This is a genomic window from Opitutus sp. ER46, from assembly GCF_003054705.1.
GTDB lineage: Bacteria > Verrucomicrobiota > Verrucomicrobiia > Opitutales > Opitutaceae > ER46.
Genome location: NZ_QAYX01000020.1, coordinates 278487 through 295966, shown reverse-complemented (window position 1 = coordinate 295966; position 17480 = coordinate 278487). Strand labels below are relative to the sequence as shown.

Genomic DNA, 17480 nt, shown 5'->3' with positions numbered 1-17480 from the left:
CCTAGCCAACGACCTTGCCGCCCAACTTAAGCAGCTCGGAGCCGCGGATCATCCAGGGCGACCGCAGTCCGCCCTTTTGCCCGATTATCGAGCGGCAACGCAGCCGCTTGCAGATTGTCTTTGCGCTCAGTCCCGGGATCAGCGCCGCAGCCTCATCGATGGAGTACACCGCGTTAGGCTCAATGCGCTTAACCGCGGCTGTCCCGCGCAGCTCTTGACGCAGCTCGCGCACCTCCCGCATGAGGCTTGGAAGAAGGCATTCGGTGAGGTCGGCCTGGGGCATGAGCTCGACTAACCGGCGGGCAATAGCCTCAACCGATTCTGGGGACAGGGTGCAGACGGGGTGCATGCCATTGCGATGGTACAAAAAGCCCGCATTGGCGAACCAGGGCGGGCTGTATGGGGCCAGGTGCGGCCAGAGCTTAGTGCCGGCGCAGATCGGGCGGTAAACGTGGCGCCACGCGCTCGGCGATCGCCTCGCGGAAGCGGCGCCGCGCGACACGCTCAGCGATCTCCTCGAGCTTGATGCACTCCACTCGCTCACTGATCGCGGCAAGTTGCACCGGGGAGACGATACCCCGAACCACCTCTATCACCTCCCGCACGTATTCCACGCGCTGGTCGATGCATTTGGCGCAGGCGGGGCAGTGGTGACTAGCATTCGACGACGCGAAGCCGCGGTCATTGTTCAGTTCCATTTTAGCTTTCAACAGGGAGGGCCGGATGCGTCCGGATTGAACAGACGCGGATGAAGGCGCCCCGGCTTTCGCCGCCCGCACACACCCGGCCCAATTCTGTTGTATTTCTGGTTTTCATCCTTCTACGAACCACTCCGGCCGGGGCGTCACTGTTCAAGGCAGCGCACCCAACCTCGCGGCGGACACTGCCCGCCATGCGCCGGAACGTCAAAGCGCTTCTGGGTGGAACGGCTCACCAGTTTTCCACGGCCGCCGGTTGTCGCGGACATCGGCCAACGAATATTGCCCCGCCGCCGGTCCCGCCATGCTAGATTGAGATTCGATTTGTGAAGCGCGTGTCTATTTGAGAGAAGAACTGAACCCCATTCGGCTATGCCCCTTATTACCTGCCCCGACTGTAAAACCGAAGTATCCGAATCCGCAGAGAAGTGTCCGAAGTGCGGACGGCCAATTAAGGAAAGGCAGACCGCCACGGGTATCGTGGCGGCAATCATCATTGGGCTAGTTGCCGGTGCGCTGCTGCTGAAGTTGCTGGGAATCTGGTGACGGGGGCGCCGGGCGACCCGCCGTCGGACGCGGTTCGCCAAGGCGGGCTTTTTGTACCATCGCAATGGCATGCACCCCGTCTGCACCCTGTCCCCAGAATCGGTTGAGGCTATTGCCCGCCGGTTAGTCGAGCTCATGCCCCAGGCCGACCTCACCGAATGCCTTCTTCCAAGCCTCATGCGGGAGGTGCGCGAGCTGCGTCAAGAGCTGCGCGGGACAGCCGCGGTTAAGCGCATTGAGCCTAACGCGGTGTACTCGATTGCCGAGGCTACCGCGCTAATCCCAGGACTGAGCGGCAAGACCATCCGCAGGCGGCTGCGTTGCCGCTGGATCATTGGACAGCGCAGCGGACCGCGCGCACCCTGGATGATTCGCGGCTCCGAGTTGCTCAAGCTCGGCGGTCGAAATCCATGACCCGCCAGCGCGAATCCCTACGCCATTATATTCCAATCTTTGAGCGTCTGGATGACCGAATCGAGTGCGGCGCGGGCCTCGACGTCCTGCGCGTCACTCACCCCGCCACCCGACACAAACCCCACGGCAGACGACTTCCCCGCGTGGTGCGGGATGATGAACTCACTGACGTCAATCTTGATAAGGAGTGTCGAGCCCCACTTAAACGACATGTAGTTGCTGCCGACCGCGGACCGCATCGCCGGACCATACCCATCGCCGTTGGTGGAGGTGATGCTGGACAGGCCAACGGCGCCCATGTTGTCCGCGTTGAGCGTCGCGGCGGTTCCAACCCCAAGGTTGCTACGAGCGGCAGACGTATTTGTAAGGTCCGATAGGTTGCTGGCCTTCTGAGCGGCTCCGGTTATGCGGGAGTCGTCACCGGCCGCCACCGTCCCGGATGTTGTTCCGACGTTTTTGGCGGACGCATCCCCGCCCGTCAGCGTCCAATACCCGGGTGTCTCCCAAATCGTAGTTGCCCTGAACCAGTCCGCGGCCTGGCCCGACTTGTTGACCCCGCGTATCCTGAGATATGATCTGACCGGCGAATCTACATAGTAAAAGACAACAGGTGATGAAGACTTTATCAGCGCGGGAACACCGCTGCCGCTATCCGCATTATAGTCGACTGCCGCGTCCGAGTCGGTTGCGGTGGCCTTGACCTCCCAGTGACTAAAGTCGGACGGATATGGATAATTCGTGTATCCAATTCCGTCGGCCCACCTAGCAGCAACCCCATATCGCCTCGCGCCAGATGACGTGAATGTTGGGCTAAATCCGTAGTTGAGCAGACCAAAGCCGTAGGTGCTGCTCATTACTGGCGGTGCGCCAGTCTTTGTTGGCGCCGTGAACGGTGATCCCGTCGCCGCCGTGATCGCAGACCCGCCGGCGCCCGACCATGCCTGTGTCGCAAACTCGTAGGCTACGCCAGTCGATAGGTCGTCAACACGCAGCGTCGTGCTGCCCGTATTTTTTAGCTGGGCCGCAACGATCCACTCGCCGCCGCCATTGCGACGGTATAGCACGTTTTGCCATACGGCGCCCGACGGCATTGCCGGCACGCTCAGAGTGATAAACGCGTACACCGTGCCGTCGCCGGCCATGTACGTGTCATTACTGCCGGGTGTGACGCGCGAGGCAGCGGACGGGGCGGACGGGACGACGGCGCCAACGGGGGCTGTGGCTGTAGTTGCCGCGCCGCTACTCGTCGGGTCGCTCTCGTTTTCCGAGCCGTCGATCGCGGTAACAAAGTAGTAGTACGTCACGCCGGCAGTGACGGATGGATCGTCCCACGCAAGCCCGCCGGTCTCGCCCAGCTTTGTGGCACCCGAGAAACTGTTACTCGTGTTGCGGTAGATCGCGTACTCGTACACGTCAGCCGCGCTGCTCTTGGACCATGTGATGCGATTGTAACCTGGGTACGCGACGGCCGTCGGAGTGCCTGGAGCGCTTGGCTTGGCCGTGTCGCCGACAAGCGTATGGCCGGTTACAGTAGCCCACTCGCCGCGAATGCCGCGGTTATTTTGGAATCGTACGCGAATATCAAATACGCCGCCAGCGCGGTACCCAACAAGGTAATCAGACGTCGCGTCGCCACGCACCGTCTTTGCTGGGAACCACGCCCCACTGCCATTAATTGCCGTCTCGATGATGACACGACCGCCGCTCTCGATGTGGATGTCGTTTGGCGCTGTCCACGCCACGAGCATGCGCGGTAGCACCGTGCCGTCTGGCTGCATCTGCACCGTAGTCGCGCCACTCGTGACCGTGAGCCCCGCGGGAGTTGCGACGTTGCGCGGGTCCGGCAGCGTGGTGTTTGGCGCCAGGTCAATCGCAGTCTCCTCGCCGTCAGCCCAATCCCACACGCCGGCCGCTGTCTCGCACGCAACAATATCTACGCCAAGCGCCGGGTTGTCTCCGTCGTCGAGCGAAAATTTCCACTCGCTGACCTCGAAGAGTTTGTTGGTCCAGCCGTATCGCGCGACCGTCAGCGCAAACACGTCGCCCGCCTGCACGCGCATGCCATGTAGCTTGAGCGGCAGACTCACAACAATATCTTGCCGACTACGCTCGAGCTCGATCTTTGCGAGTCGCTGCGCCGTCGCGGCCGACGTCGTAAACGGCAGATCCATTTCGCGCCACACGGTATCGCCGACAAGGATGCTATGCGCGCCAGTTCCCGCCGACGTGATGTCAATCGATGTGCCGGCCGTAGCATTGGCGCGCGTACTGGCTACCTTGATATGCGTCGAGTCTACAACGATTGCGTAATAGACCGTGCCAGCCGTGATGCCTCCCGGCGCCGTGCCTGTAGTCGATAGCCGGATCGCAGTGCCGGCGAGGATGTTTGTCTGAGCGTCGAGCGTCAGCGCGTCTGTCGTAGCGTCGGCCGTTACGCTGCGCACCTGGGTCGCGTCCTCCACCTCGTAGGTGGCGTTTCGGATCGGCGGATAGTCCGCCGGCTGCCATTGATTATCTTGGCACAAAAACACGCCCTTGACGCCGTTGCACGAGTCGCGACGGCTGGCCGACGCCTGCACCGTGATCGGGCCGCGTAGGTCGTCGAGCGTAAATGATGCTGACGGCGCACGGTGGGCGCCGGCATACACACGCCAGCGACCGCCAGAGTACACAACCCAGCCAGCCATTGAGTTCGTTAGCTGCAGCAGGATTTCGCTCCTAATGTTCGACGTATCAACCACTCCGTTACAGGTATAGCGCTTTTCGGTCCCGCCGCCGACAAGTCCAACGTCTTCGTCGCACACGTTGGCCGCAGCAATCACTGTCGCGTCATCAATCTCGTCCTCGGCCGCGCCGAATCCATATTGTGGATTCGTTAGATAGTCGCGGACGACAAGGGCCGGGTTGTTCGAAAATGCAGTAGCGCCGGTGCGCGGATCATACAGCTTCCGACCGCTGACCATCGCGCTGATGTTTTCAATGCCGTTGGGATACTTATCGGAATCGTATTTGAACCGCAGCTCAATTGCCGCGATACCCGAACCCTTATGCGACGCGTCCCAGATGCCAGGAGCCTCAACCGCGAGCGTCGATGATCCGATAACCTGCGTAGTGGTTCCGGTGTACTTTTTGCAGCGGACAAATCCGGAGTAGGTTCCGGTGGCGTTGCCGCTGGCGTCGAGCGGCACAACGTCGTCACCAAGATAGATGTCGCCGATAGACTCACACTCTCCGAGCGCAAGCGCGATGATGACGTGCAGGTATTCTCCCTTTGTGCCCGTGAGGTGTGCAAACACGCGGTTACCACCCTTGCGCGCTGTGCCGTAAACGATGTGACGCGACCCTGCCGCCTCCTGTACTGTGATTGTCTGCCCGCTATTTTTGAGCGAGTCCAACATGGCGCGCATCTTTTTTCGCGCACGCGCCGACGACGTAATGGAGTACGCCGTTGATGCGATCGACAGCACGACAAATACCTTTGTCGCCAGCGATGCCGCTGCCCACCAAGCCGCAACTTTTGCCGCAACCCATCCTACTGCTGGTGCCATGGCTTAGCCCTCAGAACCATGACCGTCATTCTCCTGCAGATGCCCCCAGGGAAGCGGCCGATTTGCGTTTGCAGCGTGCTCTAGCCCGCGATCGCCGGGGAAGAGACGCTGCTGATCCTCGTCGCTATAGCGCAGTACGCGAGGGCCCCCAATATCCGCCTTATCAGAGTACACGTCGCGCGAGATCCGCGTGACACCCGGGGCGCAAGCGATGCGCAGAAGCGCCGCCATCTTTCTGAACGTCCGTCGCAATCCGTCGAATGGTTTGATCATAATATTAGATGCCCCTCCGGTCCGCGTCGCGCAGTGCTGCAATAGTCCGCCGCTCCTGCGCCTTAAGAATCGGCAACAACTCGGCATGCGTCACGCCGGCCGGAATATGGTACGTAAAATTGAAGACCTTGGTCGGCTGCGACTCGCCTCGAAGATGCCCACTCGCGCCGACTGGGATTATTGTTCCTCCGACGGACGCCCGGAAAAACTCCTGACCGTCCTCGTTTACCCGATACGTTATGCCGGCCTCTGCGCTACCGCCCGATGCCATAACGGGTGCCATCGTCGTCGAAAATGCGCCCGCATCTATGATGCCAGCACCGCCAGAGCTTGCTGCGCCAGCAGCTCCGGCAGCACCACCAGCAACCGCACCGCCAATGCTAAACAGCGCCGGCAACACGCCGGTCGCACCACCAAATAGCGCGTTGAGGATTGGGTTGATGATCGCCAAGCGACTCACCATTTCGATGACCGCACGCGAGACCATGTTCGCAAGATTCCCAAACGTCATCTCACCCTCTAGCAGCATATCAGCAAACGTCTGCCCGGCGCGGTCGGAGATGCTGTTCCACAGCTGGTTCATTTCGGTCTCGAACGCGCGCGCGCCATTGGTCACGTCCTTAAACTTGCGCGATGCCTGATCGATGTTTCCGAAAAAGTCGTCGAGCTCGCTGGAAACGTCTGACACCTGCCGCGCCTTTTCCTTGTTCTCGATCGCAACTTTCGCTGCCGCATACTCTGCGGCCGTCAGTTTCGCCCGCGCCTTCTCAAGATCCTCCAGGTTCTTCTTGTACTCGAAGAGCGGATCGCTCATCGCGCGAATCCGATCGGCAAGCACTTCTTCCTCTTTGTTTGCGCGGGCGGTCGCATCCGCGTGCTCATCCTGCTTCTTGAGTAGTGCATCAAAGGCAGCTTCACGCTCCCGGAGATACGCGGTACCGTTGCGAATGCGTGCTTCCTGATCCCGCTCCGCCTCCGTCGCCCGCTCGGTGACGGCCTTGTCCTGGAGTTCCTTCCGCAGCTTTGCCACGGACACGCGCAGTTTGTCGTAGGCGGCGGTGAGGTCGGCCAGCTTCTTCTCATCCTCGGAACTGCGTGCCCTCGGCGTGCTGACTGTGAACTCGTTGCCCTCGCGGTCCGTCTTCGTGATCGTGTCGTACTGTTGCTCGAGCAGTGCCTGGCGCTTCTTGTAAAGCTCAGTGGCCTCGGCAATCATCGAGTCGAGCCGCTGTTCATCGGTCTGCCCGACGGCCAGAATTTCCTTCGTGATCGCCAGCTGCCGCGCCGCGCTCTCTTCCATGATAAGCTGCGCCTTTGCGGCGTCGGCGTAGCGGCTCGCAATTAGGTCGATCGCCTTCTCGGCAATCGCAAAGCCGGACCCGAGGCCGAGGCCGGACAGGACGCTTGTCCCGATGTCGGCTAGCGAGAACTTGCGCTTAACCTTCCTGCCGAGCGCATCGAGCTCTTTGTCAACCTGCGACCCGAACGTCTTGGTGGCGCGATCGGCACGCTTCAGCTCAGCGACATATTGTTCGGCGTCGGCGATGACCTTGGCGGAAATTGGCGGTAGTGATTTTGCCATGACGGTTTGTTTGTCAGTTGTCGGTTGAGGCGGGTGCGTCGATCAGCCGCATTGCCGGGCCCCACGCCTGCGCGAGATCGCGCATCCGAGACACCTCGCTCGTGAAGAGGCGAAACCCACCGTGGATTTCGAGCACGCTGCGGGAATCCAGAAGCGCCACGGCTTCTCGCGCGTCAATCGGGTCACCGGCCGCGCGCGAAAGCACCTCGATCAACACGGCCAGCTGCTCCGGCGAACTTAGGCCGCCGTCGACGATCGCCCGGCCAATCTTCTGTTCGAAGGTTCTGAGTGCAGGGAGCGTGATTCGAAGCGTCCGGGGCCGGTCGAGATGTACCGTAAAGGTCACTCCCTCCCACTCGTCGGGATTCTTTGGCAAAACGGGAACGTTCATTGGATTGATCGGTGGCGATTTGGCGGTTTGGCCCCCGGGAGTTCTGCTCCCGGGGGCGCACCCGCAACTAGTCATATCAATGGCACGGCGCTTCGCATCGCCGGGAATCTGGGAGTCGGTTGTGGTGACGGGACCCCGCGTCGCTCAAGTATGGCCTGCCGGCGTGCGGCCGTATCCGTCGCGACGTCTTCGGCGTGGAGATCGGCGAGACCGCCCTGGTAATCGGCATGCCTGAACTGCGGGGCCGACTTCATTGAGCCGTCTCGCCGCATCATCGTTTGATCGGCGCGCCAGACCACACACGCACGGGCCAAAAGGTCCAGCGGCACGGCGGCGCGACCGTCGGCAGCGACTTTGCGGGTCTGAATGGTCCCAAACACCGCGCGCGCCTCGTCGGCGAACGCCGGATGGATCTCGCGAAACTCGTCAAGTGTGACCCACATGGCGATCAGGCGCAAAGCGCGTCAACCATGACGGCAGCCGCCCCCGGAATCCGGAGACCACCGTCAGCATACGCTGATGCGTAAACCCGGGTCTGCCCAGTATTGTGCAGACCAGCGCGAGTTGCGCTAATTTCGACGCCGGCGCCCCATAGGCAGATAATCACCTCGCTCATTTCCAGGAAGGCGATCGCGCTGCATACGCCGGACGCGGAACCCTTCGATAGGTTGTCGGGCACCGCCGTCGTAACACCGGCCGAATACCCGAGGAGCGAGTCTGCGGCGGTAGGCTCCCAGATCGGCTTCCCGCTGCCGGCGAACCCCTCGGTCTTCCGGAGCTTCTTTCGCGTCAATGGAGAGACGAGCCACCCGAGATTGCCGCGGTCGGCCTTCCCGTTCGCAACGGCGTACTCGAAATCACACAGATTGTCGTACGTCGGGGCGGCACCATTAACACCACCCACTAGGGTCTGGACGCCCGGCGTGTTTAGGATGCCCATGGGCTGACTGCTGCTGCCGGTCCCCGAGATAACAACGCGCTGAATCTCCGTGGCGAGTGCCGCCATAAGCTCGCTTCGAAGGAATGGCTCGACGAGCGACCCCTGCAGGAGAAGCTGGGTGGAGACATCAATCCAGGCCGTGATGCGGTGCGGCACGAGCGCGAGCCGCCCAAAGTTGAACGTCTTGCCGTCGCCCGAGGCGTTCTCGCTCATCCAATCCGCAGATATTGCAGCGAGCGCCCGGGGGAAGTGCAGCTCTGACTGCAGGCCCCCGAACACGCGCGCGCCCATTTTCTCGAGCACCAATTTATCGCGAAACGCGGCGCCGATTTCGGGCACTTCGGTGGAGATGGTCATGCCGCCCTGGTCGCCTGCGATGGCAGTGGTCCCGGTCGCCGAAAGGTCGCGGTGCTCGTACCACGGCAGGATGATCCCGGACGTTTTCCCGAACGGAACGCGAGTCCGCAGCTCCTCCTGCGCCTCGGCCTGCTCCCTGGTGAGATATTTCGCGCCGACCGCAGAGCGGGACTCGACGGCGATTTGATAGATACTTGGAAATCGTGACATAATATTGGTCGGTTTGTTGGTTTGGTTGCCTGAAGATGATCACGCCGCGGGACGCCCATGCGCGGCCCGCAACTCCTCGCTATGCTGCCGCACCACCAGCACGCTTGCCTGAATCCGGGGCACCTGTAGTGCGATCTGTTCTGCAATATTGCGGCCGTCGAAATCGCTCGCGTCGGCGAACAGCCGCCGCATCGACTCGGCCCAGGTCGACGCGTGATTTGCGGCCTGGAACTCCTGCTCAGCGATCACCTGCGGGGCGATGTAGCTGCACTTTCTCGCAAGCGCCTCGCCAAGGGTCGCGATCGTGCCATCAACCACGCTGCGTCTGAGCGTCTCGATATTCTCGGCGTGCGTCGCGCGAACCTCGGCTTCGAGCGCGGCGACTTCGGAGATGATTGGCTGCGCGACCCGTTCCGCTTCGAGTCGCAGTCGGATCAACTGTTGGCGCGCGTTGTTGAGTTCGCCGGATTCGCGGCACTGGAACTCGAGTTCAGCTTCGTTCATTGCGCGATTCTTCCCGCACTCGGCCTCAACTTCCGCGCGCGCCGCGTTGATGATCGCGAGGTGTGGTGCGCTGGACTTCGCAATTTCGCGCAGGATCTCGACGGCCTTCTCGGTCTGGGTTTTAGTTTTAAACATGTTGGTTGTTGGTTACATTGGGCCGGCGTGAGGCCCCTCCGCTAAATGTATGGATGCGCAAACTGACTGGATTGAAAATGTGTAGGCATCGGCTATTCCGATTCTTCTGTCTTCTTTTGCCCCGCAAACTCGTGTTCCGTTTGCACCGGTAGGTCGGTCGCCACGTGACGGGGGGCATAAAGCCTGAATCCAATGCGAAGGGCCTCTAGGTGCGCCTGCATCGTCCGCTCTGATACGCCGAGCCGCGCGCACACGTCGGCCATCGTTTCGCACCCCGGGAACGCGTTGGCGCCGCACGTGGCGAAGAAGAACGCCATGGCACGATCATGCCTCCACTTCTGCGCCTTGGATTCTGTAACCCATCGGACGGCCGCTGGCAGTGAACTGGAATCACGTGGGCGCATGTCGTGAGTCACGCCCAGCCGAAGCCGCCCAGGGTAAAACCGAGTTGTGCGGACCACCCGGACGCATCAAAAAGGGGGCTGTTGCAGAAACCTTGCGAGTTTTGAGTGACTGTAGCCACTCGGTGTTGCGCCGTGGCCTGAAGACTTTTGACCCGCCCCCGGGGGTGACCGACTCGCGCCCGAGGCCCGCCGCACGCCGCCCCGTGGCCGTGGCGTGGCGAGAATGGCCAGACCGACGCCGAGGGCTTGCCCGCGGACCCAATGCCGTAAACGCGAAGGAATCGACGGGGGCGCTTCATGCGGCCTCCTTTGGCGCATACGAAGCCGGCACATTGTCAGCCAGGTACCGCTGCTGCACGCGGTCCAACTGCTCCCACCGTTGGTCTGCCAGGTCTGGGTTGACCGCATTCTCCCGCACCCACGGCCTCCAATTGGCAGGCTCGGGAATCGCGGCGCCCTCGCGCGACTGCATAGCCGCCGCCGTCCTCTCGGTTACACCGGGGTGTGGTTCAGCATTGTCGAAGTGGCGGCCGGATCGTCCGGGATTACCCTTCTCGCGAGCGCGATCGACCTCGGCATGAAACACAGACGGCCAATCGGCAGCGGGGTATGAGTCCCGATGCATGAGCTTTCGGCCGCGGATCTCGCAGAAGGTGGCCTCGGCGGCGTTGGTGTTCGGGAAGGCGGTCGCCAGCTTCTCAGCCAACTCGGGCGGTAGATCAAATCGGGAAGACCAAGGAAAGGGCACAGAGGCGGGGGCGGGGCGCGCAGCGCCTTCTTTCCCCCCGTTCTTCATGTGATTCTTCTCTGATTCTTCTGATGTAGCCAACGGAGCGATTTGGGTTCCGTTGGCTAACGCTAGCCCACTGCTGGCTATCGTTGGCCCATGGTTGGCTATCGAAAGGAGTCGGTAGGTGGACGGTGCGCGAAGGGCCGGCGTGTTGATCTCGACGAGCCCGAGATCGGCCATGACGCGGAGGTGCCTTTTAATGGTGCTAACGCCAACGCCGCTCAGCCGCTGAATCCATGCGTGCGTTGTCTCGAAAGACTCTGCCTGTTTGTCGCTCGCGATCTCCGTCAACGCGTCATACACGGCCAGCGCAGTAGCGACGTTGTTCGTCGCGTCGAAGGCGTCTCGGATGATGCGGCGCGCGCCTTTGCTCTGCCAGCACCACGGGCCGTCATGGATGTCCCGCGCATTCACTGGGCCCCCTTCTCGCCGGCTTCGCGGCGAATGCGCTCGATCCTTCGCAACACCTCGCGTTGCGGCGGCCGGTCTACCTCGTCGGCTTCGTAGAAGTCTGCCAGGGCTTCGGAGCGCGTGCCGGCCGGCTCCATTGGCATCGGCGGCAGGCAAAGGGGGTATTGGTGGGGGAGGTCATCGGCCTTCATGGCGCGGCCCCCCTCGCCGTTCCCTGGCCGTTCTTGTGGCTTCACGGTATGCACTCAACAGCGCGTTGGGTGTCAACTCGTGCGGCAGTCGCTGAGATCGCGCCCAGGTGACAATGCGATCGACCTTGGTGTGTGTGCTGCCGCTCGCGCGGTTCTCGCGGCGGTTCATGCCGCCCTTCCGCCATCCGTGGCATTGGCGATGAACTGTCGAATGCTCGCTTCGGAATAGCGGAGCACCCGGGCGTTGAGCCGAACAGCCCTGATTAGCCCCCGCTTGGCGTACTGTCGCGCGGTGTGTGAGGTCTTGCAGCGCGACCCGGTGATTTCGTTGAAATACCGGAAATCAACCAACCTGTCACTGGTGTTACTACTGCGCGGTATGTCTTCCATGCCGCGGACAAGACCGCGCAACACCTCGCCCGACAATCGGACAAGAATTGCCGGAAATGGAACCTTTATTTCCGCGGTCGGCCGCGCCGCATCGGTACTCCCAATTCAGCACACATCTTCTTCAGGTAGCCCCAGTCAGGGCACCCGGAGCCAAAGCGCCTCCACGGAACGGAATCCATTAGGCCGGTCACTGTGTACTTGGTTCGGCCGCTCCAATCGATGCTATCAAGAATCGCAGATCGCCACGGGTCGTGCAGGTTAAGTGAACCGTCGGACCCGAGCCGCCGCAGGTAGCGCGCAGCGTCTTCAAAGAATTGCGTGTCTCGGCGGTCGATGGCGTCGATCAACTGAGCCAAGGCCCAATCTGCCAGCGGGCGCGCTTTCGCCTCCACGATCAAAGCCTCTGGGGTCGTATGCTGTGCCTCCGCGCGTTTCTGCAGAGTCGTGCCCCGGGGGTGACGATCTATCCATACTCGCTCAGCCCAGAAGGAACCAGGCGGGGCGTCGTGAAGATCACCGAGACGAGCCCGCATCTCGTTATCGAAGTAGTCGGCACCCTTTTTCGTCAGAATCCTGCGGCTATTCTCGGGGCGCCCTGGCCTTCGGGAGCTTGGCTTTTTTGCCTTGGTTTTGCGGCGCGCGTTCACATGCCACCTGCCTTTCCGGCCTCGCGCGAAACCTCGTCGCTTGGAGTTGGAATTGAAACAGTGACTCGGCGCTGTCTCACAAGATAACTGTCGCTCGTCGTCGTGATAGATGCGTGCCCCAGAAATCCACGTGCCTGTTCAAGCCCGTGAGCCTGGAAAACGAGCGATCCCGCGAGCTTCCGCAAAACATGAATGGGCTTTGCGTCGTGAACACCGTTGGCCCTCAGCCATTCTGTTAACTTTTCCCACGTGCGCCATGGCGAAGCATCACAGCGGTACGCGGGCGCGGCTTTGGTTTGCAGCTTCGGTGCGCCGCCCTTGAGCACAAACACGGGGTCCGGGTTGTCTGATTTCGCGCGCCGAAGGATATCGACGGCGACTTCATCCAAGTCGATTGTCCGGGCGCTTTCTTCCGACTTCGGCTCGAACCACTCGGTGCGCTCGATCGTGATGACTCGCCCAGCAAGATCCACCTGCGACCACGCCAGCCGGTCAGCCTCACTTCTCCGCAGTCCAGCGAGCACACAGAGACAGAAGGCGCGAAATGCCTCCGGCTCTTCCTTTTCCAACACTTGGCGTGCCTTGGCAAACAACTGTCCTGCGTTGATCCGTCCGGCGAAGCGCTTGGTGCTTCCGCCAACAGTGACGCCAGCAAAGGGTGGGGGGCTCGGCAGCGTGACATGAGACGCAAGCCCGCTCTCCATGATTCGCCTCGAGAATACCGCGCGCGCCATCCTGATGGTCGAGTCGGCGGAGATAGTTGCCGCGCGCTTCTCCACCGGATTTGTTGCGCGTGCGGCAATGCGCTTGTCGCGCCACTCGCGGACCGCGGCTGCCGTGATTATGGAGAGTGGAACCCCGTCAACTTTCGCACGCCAGGCAAGAAACTCGGCGGACCTGTATGCGGTCGGGTTCTCGGGGCGCTTAATGCCGGCGAGTTCGCCCGCGATTTGGCGGAGCCGCAACGCGGCCTGGGCAAACGACTGCTTTCGCGTCGTCACGAGTTGGGCAGCGGCGCCAATCGCCTGGCCAACCGTTCCGGCCGCAGGTTTCTTGACGGCATCCGGTTTGAATTTCGCAAGCGTCGCATCCCAACCGGCGGAGACGAGTGAGGCGTAAATCTGTTGGGCCTTTGCCGCCGCCGCCGCCGCGTTTGGTGTGTTGAGTCCGAACGCCCCGCGCCTGCCCTGGTGCTTAATTCGAACCGACCAATTCCCGGAGAGTAGCCGCCGGCCACCACGAGTGAACCCCTCGTGGAATAGCCGCTTTTTCCAATAGTCGGCGTGGAGCTTGGAGCGGCGCACCTGATGTTGCTCCGCCACTTCTCCGCCACTTTTTCGCTTCTCACTCCCGCTTTTTGCTTCGCTCAACTTCGCATTCATTGTCCCGTAAATCGCTGGTAACTCGGCACGAGTACCGGCCTTTACGCGATAGAAGCGAAGTGATGAGAAGTGTCCACTCAATAACTGTTAATCACTTGGTCGCTGGTTCGATCCCAGCCCGGGCAGCCATTTCGTCCTTTTGCCAGGAAGTGACGAGCGATGACAGGACGCGACTAAACCCCTCGTTGTCAGTGACATTGACCGAGGCGACGAATTGATCGCAAAGGTCAGCAAGTGACGCCGGATGCCCAGAACGCACAAAAACGTGTGCGTCTCTTTGTGCGTATTCCAAATTGGACGCTGGTATCGCTGATCCCGTGTGAGTGTTGGCCGGTGCCTTGGCGGCCAGCGTGGCGTCGATCCAAGGCAGCTTCGCCAGCTCAGTGTGCAGCGCCAGCGCCGGCACGTCGGTGTAGACCTTGGCTGTCAGATTCGCGTCGGAGTGCCCGAGGACTTCCTGGGCGACGCGCTGATTGATGCCGTAGCGGACGCCGAGCGTATGCCAGATCTTGCGGAAGGAATGAAATGAACCGAGCGCCCGAGCGCATCGACGCGCTCGATGCCCGCCCGCTTGAAATCGCCGCGGAGCAGATCGTAGGTCGGCCAGCGGAACCAGAAGATCGGTTTGCTGAGCGTGTGCGTTTCCTCGGGTTTCGGGCGCAAGGCTTTCAATTGCCCGACGATCTCCGGCCGCAGCGGCACCGCGCGCTTGTCTTTGTCCTTCGTCGTGCTCTCGCGAAACAGCGCGTAGGGTTGCGCCTCGTCGAGATGCACGTCGCTCCACATGAGCGCGCGGACCTCGCTCTTTCGTTGGCCGGTGTAGAGCAGCATTTGGTAGGCGAGCCGGCGCCGGCCGGCGATGGCGAACAACCGCCGCAGCTCGTCCTCGCTGAAAGCGCGGCACGGCCGCACCTGCTTCCCGCGCGTCTCGACGTGCGGCACTTTCGCGAGCGGGTTCACCATCAGACGGGCGGTCTGGACGAGCCAGTTCAGGAACGCGTTCGCGGAGAGTTGAAATTCCTTCTTCGTTTTCGGCGAGAGCTTCAGGCTCGTGCGCCACTTCACGAAAGCGTCCGCTCGGATGTCGCTCAAAACTTTCCAGTTGTTTTCCGTGATCATCCTCCGCACTCGCGTCGTCGTGTCGCGGACGTGTTTTGGGTTCAGCTCCCGGCCGCGCAGGTCGGCTTCGTAGTCGTCAACCAGATGTCCGAGTTGCGTGCCAGCGGCGACGCGCATGGCCTTCGGCGCAACGATGCCTTCCGCCTCGCGCTGTTTCTCGACGATGATTGCGCGGAGTCGCTGCCGTGCGACCTCGCGGTCGGGGGTGTTGAGGCTCACGCGGACTGGCTTCGCGCCTTTATCGAGGGAATAGCGGCCGCAGAACACGCGCGAGAGGACGCGCTTTCCGTTCACGATCCGCGAGGGTCTGAAAACGTATTCGATCATGATTGCACCTCCGAGTATTTGACCGCCGATGCTTCGAGGAACCGTTGCAGCTCGCTCGGCCGAATCCGCGGCGCCCGTTCGCTGACCTTCACGAAAGCAACCCGGCCGCCATCCACAAGCCGCCGGAACTGCCGCAACGAAATCCCCAGCACCCGAGCCGCTTCGGCAAAATTCAGCAAGGTCTCGACCGCGCCGGCATCGCCCACGTTCCGCAACGCCTTCGATTTCGGTGCAGTGTTTGCTCGCGAACGAGTCCCGTCGCGGTGCGGCTCGCGCGGCCAAACCGAACCCGCGCTTGCCGCGTCCACCAGCGTCGCCAGCGGCGGAGTCTCCGGGTGCTGGCCGCCAACGGCGCTCATGGTGCGAAACTCAAGTTCGGATGCGCTCGTGGTATTCATGACGGCACCACTCTCGCCGCCGTAGGCGGCGCGCTCAATCGCCCGCGCCTACCGAATCCGGGCGAGAGTGCCTCCCCATTTTCCGGTAGCTCGTGCGCGAGTCTGCTCCGTTCTTCGCGCGTCCGAGGTGAAGAAGCGCCTGCATCGTGGTCGCACACTTCGGGCACTTTGTTGGTTCGAGACGCAATACCCTAAGGACTTCTTGGGTTTCCAAGTCGCTCAAACCGGTCCCCAGCTATCGCCTCAAGCCGCGGTCGGCGCCTACCGTGATCGCGGTAGGCGACGCACGATCCGAAAATCCCCACGATGCGGCGGCTCGGCTTCGCCTCGAGGGTGCCGCCGCCCGAAAAAGCGGGGCGCTCGCCGCCGCCCCCGCGCCCCCGGCTCGGGGCAACTAATGGCAAGAAAGCAAAGCCGGTGCGCTCGTTGGCGCTCATGAATCGCGCCCTCCAGCTGCCCAAAACCGCAACCAAATCACGGGCCAACACGGCCTACTGCTCGCCTTTCTGCCGGCCTTTAGCCGCGCGTTTTGCCACGTCCGCGCGCAGAGCGCGCGTCTGGATCAGCGTTTCTTTTTCCCAGATGGCGACGATCTCCGGCGGCACGCCGCACTCGGTTGCGACGCGACGCCAACCACCGATCACGGACTCTTCCACTTCACCGAAAATCGTCCGGACCATCGTCGGACGAATCCCGGCCAGCTCTGCCATGCGATTCAGATCGGCGAGCGTTTGTGGGATCGCGGCGCTGCCGAACCACGACAAACCGATCAGGATGTTCGCGACATTTGGGTTGAGGTCGTAGGCGGGCGCGAGTGTCCAGGTGCGCGTGGTCTCGTCGTAAAGGAAGGCGTGATTGCGTCCGTGATCGTCGCGATTCACGGCGAGAAGATTGAAGATCGCGCGTCGTAGGCACTCGACCGCTTCCTCGTGGCCGCAGAGCCGTCGGGCGACGCGCATGAAATCCGAATAGTCCAACTGGCCATCGGACGCGCGACGATGCAGCAGGCCGCTCAACGTGTGGACGTGCCGTTTCGCCACCGTTCCATCGCTCGCGATGTATCGATCGAACCGCGCCGCGGCGAAATGCCGGCGTTGGCCGTCGTTCACGAGACAGGTGCGCGGCACCCGAATTCCAGCCGCTTTCGCCATCTTCATGTAGGCGAATTCCACCGCGCCGCCGCCATCAGAGTCGGCCGGCGAGAACTTCAGGATGCACGGCACGTGGCCGACGGGAGTCGGCCCGCCGACGAGAATCTCACGTTTGTCGGTTACGTCGGCCGAGAGCGGCAAATGCGCAGTCGTCTTGGGAAATGCTCCCCCAAGCGAACTGCCGCCTTTGGCCAATGCAGCGTTCACGTCATCGGTGGTGAGTGGCGCGGGCTTGGCCGAAGCCAAGGCGGCGGCGCGTTCGGCGAGCACTGCCAGCTCGACGGAAGAGGCGTCCGCGTCCCGGCCAGGTCCGAGCGCTGGTTCGAAGGTGATGGCGCCGGGTCCGCGGCGACCGATGGCTGCCAACTTGCCCACGACCGTCGTGATCTGCGGCAGCTCCGCGCGCATCACGCGCTCGCCCCACGCATCTGGCAGCGAATCCGCGATGAGCCCCGGCAGTCCGCCGGGAAACGGCGAGTCACCCGCACGGAATACCCGCGGCTGCGCCATCTGCTCGAGCGGAAATGCGATCGGCGAAAGATCGTGCCCGAGCTGCAGGAAGCTCGCTTCGAATTCGAGGAGATGCGCGCCGTCTTCCTCGCGATGCATCAGCGTCGCCATCGGCTGACCGAGAAAAGCGAGGCGAACAGATGATGGGTTCTTGTCCATGGT

At 62.1% G+C, this 17480-nt stretch carries 16 protein-coding genes; 1 reads left to right on the top strand and 15 read right to left on the bottom strand.

What is annotated here, in order from left to right:
• Window position 1 precedes the first annotated feature (1 nt).
• Both DB354_RS07930 and DB354_RS07925 read right to left on the bottom strand, forming a co-directional pair.
• Window positions 2-283: a hypothetical protein gene (locus DB354_RS07930; protein ID WP_158277434.1), complete on the bottom strand. Its 282-nt coding sequence runs from the start codon at window positions 281-283 to the stop codon at window positions 2-4.
• A gap of 139 nt (window positions 284-422) precedes the next feature.
• Complete coding sequence (locus DB354_RS07925; protein WP_107834909.1) at window positions 423-698, bottom strand: hypothetical protein; 276 nt, start codon at window positions 696-698, stop codon at window positions 423-425.
• Window positions 699-1379: 681 nt separating this feature from the next.
• On the opposite strand from DB354_RS07925, the gene DB354_RS07920 reads away from it, so the two are divergent.
• Window positions 1380-1658 (top strand): hypothetical protein, encoded by a 279-nt coding sequence (locus tag DB354_RS07920; protein ID WP_158277433.1) that lies wholly within the window; start codon window positions 1380-1382, stop codon window positions 1656-1658.
• A 17-nt stretch (window positions 1659-1675) separates the two neighbouring features.
• Here the strand turns inward: DB354_RS07920 and DB354_RS07915 are convergent, their stop codons facing one another.
• From DB354_RS07915 to DB354_RS07850, 13 genes are all read right to left on the bottom strand, one after another.
• Window positions 1676-5125: a hypothetical protein gene (locus DB354_RS07915; protein ID WP_233256587.1), complete on the bottom strand. Its 3450-nt coding sequence runs from the start codon at window positions 5123-5125 to the stop codon at window positions 1676-1678.
• A gap of 358 nt (window positions 5126-5483) precedes the next feature.
• Complete coding sequence (locus DB354_RS22500) at window positions 5484-7061, bottom strand: hypothetical protein (protein ID WP_199226811.1); 1578 nt, start codon at window positions 7059-7061, stop codon at window positions 5484-5486.
• Between the two features lie 13 nt (window positions 7062-7074).
• Window positions 7075-7452: a hypothetical protein gene (locus tag DB354_RS07905; protein ID WP_107834906.1), complete on the bottom strand. Its 378-nt coding sequence runs from the start codon at window positions 7450-7452 to the stop codon at window positions 7075-7077.
• Window positions 7453-7523: 71 nt separating this feature from the next.
• Complete coding sequence (locus tag DB354_RS07900; protein WP_107834905.1) at window positions 7524-7910, bottom strand: hypothetical protein; 387 nt, start codon at window positions 7908-7910, stop codon at window positions 7524-7526.
• Window positions 7901-8959: a phage major capsid protein gene (locus tag DB354_RS07895; protein WP_107834904.1), complete on the bottom strand. Its 1059-nt coding sequence runs from the start codon at window positions 8957-8959 to the stop codon at window positions 7901-7903. The genes DB354_RS07900 and DB354_RS07895 overlap by 10 nt, the downstream gene beginning before the upstream one ends.
• Before the next feature lie 39 nt (window positions 8960-8998).
• On the bottom strand, window positions 8999-9598 hold the full coding sequence (locus DB354_RS07890; protein ID WP_107834903.1) for a hypothetical protein: 600 nt from the start codon (window positions 9596-9598) through the stop codon (window positions 8999-9001).
• 699 nt (window positions 9599-10297) lie between these two features.
• On the bottom strand, window positions 10298-11206 hold the full coding sequence (locus DB354_RS07880; RefSeq protein WP_107834901.1) for a hypothetical protein: 909 nt from the start codon (window positions 11204-11206) through the stop codon (window positions 10298-10300).
• A complete protein-coding gene (locus DB354_RS21955; RefSeq protein WP_146180152.1) occupies window positions 11203-11394 on the bottom strand; it encodes a hypothetical protein in 192 nt (63 codons plus the stop codon). The genes DB354_RS07880 and DB354_RS21955 overlap by 4 nt, the downstream gene beginning before the upstream one ends.
• A 1033-nt stretch (window positions 11395-12427) precedes the next feature.
• A complete protein-coding gene (locus tag DB354_RS07870; RefSeq protein ID WP_107834899.1) occupies window positions 12428-13813 on the bottom strand; it encodes a tyrosine-type recombinase/integrase in 1386 nt (461 codons plus the stop codon).
• A gap of 91 nt (window positions 13814-13904) precedes the next feature.
• Window positions 13905-14219: a hypothetical protein gene (locus DB354_RS22260; RefSeq protein ID WP_158277431.1), complete on the bottom strand. Its 315-nt coding sequence runs from the start codon at window positions 14217-14219 to the stop codon at window positions 13905-13907.
• 20 nt (window positions 14220-14239) lie between these two features.
• Window positions 14240-15259 carry a tyrosine-type recombinase/integrase gene (locus tag DB354_RS07860; protein WP_107834898.1) on the bottom strand — a complete coding sequence of 340 codons (1020 nt, stop codon included), beginning with the start codon at window positions 15257-15259 and terminating at the stop codon, window positions 14240-14242.
• Window positions 15256-15657 carry a helix-turn-helix domain-containing protein gene (locus DB354_RS07855; protein WP_107834897.1) on the bottom strand — a complete coding sequence of 134 codons (402 nt, stop codon included), beginning with the start codon at window positions 15655-15657 and terminating at the stop codon, window positions 15256-15258. The genes DB354_RS07860 and DB354_RS07855 overlap by 4 nt, the downstream gene beginning before the upstream one ends.
• 491 nt (window positions 15658-16148) lie before the next feature.
• The gene (locus tag DB354_RS07850) at window positions 16149-17429 is read right to left on the bottom strand and encodes a type II toxin-antitoxin system HipA family toxin (RefSeq protein WP_233256586.1); all 1281 of its coding nucleotides are present in this window, start codon (window positions 17427-17429) and stop codon (window positions 16149-16151) included.
• Between the last annotated feature and the right edge of the window lie 51 nt (window positions 17430-17480).